The organism is Eubacterium ramulus (genome assembly GCF_003122485.1).
In the GTDB taxonomy this organism is placed as follows: Bacteria; Bacillota; Clostridia; order Lachnospirales; family Lachnospiraceae; genus Eubacterium_I; species Eubacterium_I ramulus_A.
In genome coordinates this window covers 1-4,553 of record NZ_JRFU01000217.1, presented here as the reverse complement: position 1 = coordinate 4,553, position 4,553 = coordinate 1, and the positions used below count along the sequence as shown (strand labels likewise).

The following is a 4,553-nucleotide window of genomic DNA, read 5'->3' as shown; positions in this document are numbered from 1 at the left end:
GCTGACCAGAATCACGCACCAAGTCTCACGTGCGTTCGACTTGAATGCATAAAAAGTGAGAGGGCACTTTGCTTCCTTCTTCTTTTCTATTCCTTTGTTTCCTATATGGTTGTACTGTGTTTGTATTTACCTTTTCATAAATATCATTCTGACAGATTATGCTCCACAGATATTCTGTAACAATTCTGCAAGTTCTTCTTCGCTGGTCACACAATACTCCGGTTCTAATCCAACTACCGTCGTTTTTTTTCTTCGGTTAAACCAGATGGAATGCCAGCCGGCATTTTTTGCACCTGCCACATCATTTTCCGGGGAATCCCCAATAAAATAGGCATCCTCTGCGGTCAGATGCATTCGATTCTCTGCATAGGTAAAAATTTCTTTCTGTGGCTTGTTAATTCCAATCTCTCCGGAAACAAATACATGTTCCTCTGGAATCCATCGTTGTAAATCTAACGCACGCACCTTGTCCCACTGGTGTTCATTGGGACCATTCGTAATAACGCCAAGCTGTACGTTTTCCTTCTCACTTAATGCCTGCAACATCGCCTGTATCTGTTCTGACACTTCAATTTTCCCCTGATATTCCTCATAATACTTCTGGAAAGTCAATGCCTGTTCATCACTGATCGCTATGTCAAAATCTGCCAGTGCTTTCTGTACCCGGTAAATATACATTTCTTCCATGGTGATTTTTCCCGTACAGGAATCTTCAAACACCTCATCGCTGTACACTCTGCTTCTGGCAAACAGTTTATGAATGTCGATATCGTTCCGCTCAGGATACAACCGGTAAAAAGTCCTGGCAAAAGGCTGCACCTGATCGTATAATGTATCATCCACATCAAATAAAAATGCTTTCATATCTGCTGTCCTTCCTGCATTTCTTAAGCTAATTTCGGATATTTTTAGCTATTGATAATCATTTCTTTGTGTTTTTTCAACTTCCTTTGTTTCTGAAAAATTTGGTTTCACAATGCCGCACATTTTTCCAATTCCGCGCAGCACATGTCCATTTGCCAGATCCAATACTCCGGGAATCAAACCGCCACGAATTCCACCGCAGATCATCATGGTACGCATCGGGCTTCCCATAGAAGAAGCCAGCATCATCCGATACTGCGCCTCGTTTTCATCGGTAATTGTTCCACCCAGAGAACGCCGGATAAACCAATCTGCTGCTTTATAAAATACGCGCATAAACCGCACATCTTTCTGCATTTCTTCCACAGAATCTTCCATAGTGTAGGTTCCTTTATGGTGAGGTTTTCTCTGCATAACTGCCTGTATCACCTCATCTGATAATTGTTTTGGCAAATGTTCTGTCGTTTGATCTGGTATTTTTTCAGAAATCATCATTTTATTAAACTCTGATTGCTTTATGTTATCCGCACAATCGTCGTTCTTATCAAAATCCACCGTTCCAGCATGTATCGTCTCAGACAGGCGAATATCTCTGCTGGATGTCCCAAGCTCTATGGTATAGCGTCCTCTCGGACTCTTCCACCCGTCAGCATATACACAAAAATCACGATCTGTTAATAAAAATTGTACCTGTTTTGTTTCTCCCGGCATCAAATAAACTTTGAAAAATCCTTTTAATTCCCGCACCGGGCGGTGAATTTCAGGAGTTTTTGCAGATACATATAACTGCACGATTTCCTTACCCGGAAGCGCCCCGGTATTTGTAATATCACAGGAAACGACATATTCTTCTTTTAAATCTTTTGTCTGTTTTCCAATATCCTTTTGCAATTGTTTTATCTTTTCTATCTGATTGTTTTTCTGTAATTGTCTGATCTGTTCTGATGGTTCCGGCTCTTGTATTTTCAGATTAGAATAAGCAAATGTTGTATACGATAATCCATAACCAAAACACCATCTCACCGGTAACTGTATTTTGTCATAATACCGATATCCAACATAAATACCTTCCCGATAAATAACATCCTTTTCTTTGCCATAAAAAGCTGCTGTGGCACAATCCTCATAATTTATCGGCCAGCTCTCTGCCAGTTTTCCACTCGGATTGACCTTTCCATACAAAATATTTGCTATCGCCTGTGCACCTGCCTGTCCGGATAATCCTGCATACAAAATACCTTTTACTTTGTCTGCCCATGGGCATTCCACCACGCCACCGCTCATCAAAATCACAATAGTATTTGCATTTTCTTCAGTCACTGCATTGATCAGGCGTAAATGACCTTCCGGCAGTTTCAGAGATCCCCGGTCAAATCCTTCCGATTCATACCGCTCCGGCAATCCGACGCATAAAACAACTTTTTCGCACTGACGCGCTGCCACTTTTGCTTTCTCTAAAAGTTTCTCTGTTGTATTTCCATATGCATCACAACCTTCTGCGAAAACCGTATGCGGCAGCACATCAACAAGCTGCTGCAATTTTGTTGGATTAATATGACTGCTTCCGGCTCCCTGATAACGCAGATTTTGAGCCATATTTCCTATCAGAGCAACAGTATTTTTTGCTACGTTTGATGTATTTGTTTCATTTTTTATACATGCATCAAAATCAATTGTTTTTACCATATTTTCAATAGGCATATCAGCATCGGCTATTTCTTCCATATTTATCATAGATACATTCGAATCGTCATCAATTTGTTGCAATGGCAAAATCTGATCCTCATTCTTCAGCAATACAATGCCTTCCTCTGCCACCTGTCTGGCAATGTCATGATGCACTTCTGCATCATATTTTGAAGATGCCATTTTCTCCGCTGGAGCTTCTCTTTCAGTTATCATCTGATCATATCCAACTCCAGTTGTTTTTCTATCATAAACCAGTCTATTAGCAACACATTTTTGCATAAGATTTAACACGCGAAGGGCACTCGCATCCACTGATTTTTCCGAAAGAATTCCACTTTTTACTGCCTGCTCTGTCTCACGTTCCATATAGGCACTGCCACCTGGCATATTCAGGTCACAACCTGCCTGAAACGCTTGGATCCGGTCATTCATCGCGCCCCAGTCCGTTATAACCAATCCGTCAAATCCCCACTCCCGACGCAAAATATCCGTCAATAGTCGTTTATCATCACTACAATGCACGCCATTGATTTTGTTATACGCACACATAACGGTCGACGGATGCCCTTCTTTTACGGCAAGTTCAAAAGCATAAAGGTAAATCTCACGCAACGTACGCTCATCCACAATGCTATCCGACGAAAAACGTTTCCATTCCTGTGAATTGCAGGCAAAATGCTTTAGGGATAAAGCAATGCCTGCCCCTTCCATCTCCCTAATCCATCCTGCTGCCAGTTTTCCTGCCAGATAAGGATCTTCGCTGAAATATTCAAAATTTCTGCCACACAGCGGATTACGCTTGATATTCACTCCCGGTCCCAGAACAATATCCACACCATAAGCAAGTGCTTCTTCCGCAATCGTCTGTCCCATGATCTCCATCAATTCAGGATTCCACGTACATGCCGTTGTTACTGCTGTCGGAAAGCAGGTCGCCTCTCTGGAATTATGTACGCCAAGCATGTCCGCCTTTCCCTCCTGTTTGCGCAGTCCATGCGGTCCGTCACACATCATCAATGCCTCGATGCCATACTGTTTCATCGCTTTTGTGTGCCAGAAATCCTGACCGGAACAAAGTGCAATTTTCTCTTTTAATGTCATTTTTTGCAGGATTGTTTTGCTGTCCATTGCCTTTTGCCTCCTAAAACTACCATTTACTATAAACGGACTGCGGATTATCGTCAATAGAACACATTCCAATATCGTTAAGATCAGCGCTGATCTTATTTAAAACAAATTATCTAAAAACAGATTTTATGCAATCTTCTTTCCTGTAATTTTCATCAGATATTTTACCTTTGTTTTCTATCTTTCCCAGACAACTCTCCATTACAAAGTTTTTCAAAAAAATACAGACATACACAACTATGAAAAATATGTCAAATATGAAAAAACAGTCAGTTGACATCTCCATCAACTGACTGCTCATTTTCAGGATTTCTCCGCATTAATTTTTTTTCAAAATATCTTCTCTATAGGTTTGTTCACAGCTAAGTTTCTTTTCATTTAATGATTACCGCAGTTATGTTCTCCACAGGAATGTCCCTCTCCATGATGAGAACACATGATATCCGGATTATAATCCAGTTTTCCTGCCAGATATGCGCTCACTGCACTGTCTGCCAGACCGGATACACCACCATACAATTTAATTCCAACATTTGCCAGTGCAGTCTGAGCACCTGCCCCAATGCCGCCACAGATCAGTACTTCCACCTGTTGGTTCGTTAAAAATCCTGCCAGCGCGCCATGTCCCTGTCCATTTGTTGGAACTACTTCTGATGCGATGATCTTTCCATCCTCTACCTCATAAATTTTAAACTGTTCCGAATGTCCAAAATGCTGAAATACCATTCCGTTTTCATATGTTACTGCAATTTTCATAAGTTTTATACCTTCCTTTCTTTGAATCACTTGAAACTTATTATACACTATTTCTGCCAATTTGACAAAATATTCAAGTCGAACGCACGTGAGACTTGGTGCGTGATTCTGGTCAG

At 41.1% G+C, this 4,553-nt stretch carries 3 protein-coding genes; all 3 read right to left on the bottom strand.

Going from position 1 to position 4,553, the window contains the following annotated elements; all coding sequences use genetic code 11:
• Window positions 1-156: 156 nt before the first annotated feature.
• Window positions 157-864 carry an HAD family hydrolase gene (locus LG34_RS15800; RefSeq protein WP_109216928.1) on the bottom strand — a complete coding sequence of 236 codons (708 nt, stop codon included), beginning with the start codon at window positions 862-864 and terminating at the stop codon, window positions 157-159.
• 48 nt (window positions 865-912) lie between these two features.
• Window positions 913-3,681 (bottom strand): glycoside hydrolase family 3 C-terminal domain-containing protein, encoded by a 2,769-nt coding sequence (locus LG34_RS15795; protein WP_109216927.1) that lies wholly within the window; start codon window positions 3,679-3,681, stop codon window positions 913-915.
• A 378-nt stretch (window positions 3,682-4,059) separates the two neighbouring features.
• Window positions 4,060-4,553, bottom strand: a 494-nt coding sequence (locus LG34_RS15785) for a NifB/NifX family molybdenum-iron cluster-binding protein (protein ID WP_431602625.1), incomplete at its 5' end; no start/stop codon positions are given.

Excerpts from the sequence above, each read along its gene's own strand:
- LG34_RS15800 (WP_109216928.1), bottom strand. The coding sequence starts at position 864 with ATGAAAGCATTTTTATTTGATGTGGATGATACATTATACGATCAGGTG.
- LG34_RS15795 (WP_109216927.1), bottom strand. The coding sequence starts at position 3,681 with ATGGACAGCAAAACAATCCTGCAAAAAATGACATTAAAAGAGAAAATT.